Origin of the sequence: Methylobacterium sp. V23 (assembly GCF_002917135.1) — a bacterium.
Taxonomy (GTDB): domain Bacteria; phylum Pseudomonadota; class Alphaproteobacteria; order Rhizobiales; family Beijerinckiaceae; genus Methylobacterium.
On sequence record NZ_PDHT01000137.1, the window covers coordinates 1 to 965 of the forward strand.

Genomic DNA, 965 nt, shown 5'->3' on the forward strand with positions numbered 1-965 from the left:
GTTCATTAGTACCGGTTAGCTCAACGCATCGCTGCGCTTACACACCCGGCCTATCAACGTCGTCGTCTTCAACGTTCCTTCAGGAGACTCTAAGTCTCAGGGAGAACTCATCTCGGGGCAAGTTTCGTGCTTAGATGCTTTCAGCACTTATCTCTTCCGCATTTAGCTACCGGGCAGTGCCATTGGCATGACAACCCGAACACCAGTGATGCGTCCACTCCGGTCCTCTCGTACTAGGAGCAGCCCCCCTCAGTTCTCCAGCGCCCACGGCAGATAGGGACCGAACTGTCTCACGACGTTCTAAACCCAGCTCGCGTACCACTTTAAATGGCGAACAGCCATACCCTTGGGACCTACTTCAGCCCCAGGATGTGATGAGCCGACATCGAGGTGCCAAACACCGCCGTCGATATGAACTCTTGGGCGGTATCAGCCTGTTATCCCCGGAGTACCTTTTATCCGTTGAGCGATGGCCCTTCCATTCAGAACCACCGGATCACTATGACCTGCTTTCGCACCTGCTCGCGCCGTCACGCTCGCAGTCAAGCTGGCTTATGCCATTGCACTAACCTCCTGATGTCCGACCAGGATTAGCCAACCTTCGTGCTCCTCCGTTACTCTTTAGGAGGAGACCGCCCCAGTCAAACTACCCACCAGACACTGTCCGCAACCCGGGTAACGGGTCCACGTTAGAACATCAAACATTAAAGGGTGGTATTTCAAGGTCGGCTCCATGCAGACTGGCGTCCACACTTCAAAGCCTCCCACCTATCCTACACATCAAGGCTCAATGTTCAGTGTCAAGCTATAGTAAAGGTTCACGGGGTCTTTCCGTCTTGCCGCGGGTACACTGCATCTTCACAGCGAGTTCAATTTCACTGAGTCTCGGGTGGAGACAGCCTGGCCATCATTACGCCATTCGTGCAGGTCGGAACTTACCCGACAAGGAATTTCGCTACCTTAGG

The 965-nt window shown here is 54.1% G+C and carries 1 rRNA gene; it reads right to left on the reverse strand.

The features are described from left to right. Nucleotides 1-965, reverse strand: a 23S ribosomal RNA gene (locus tag CRT23_RS27655); the annotation flags it as partial.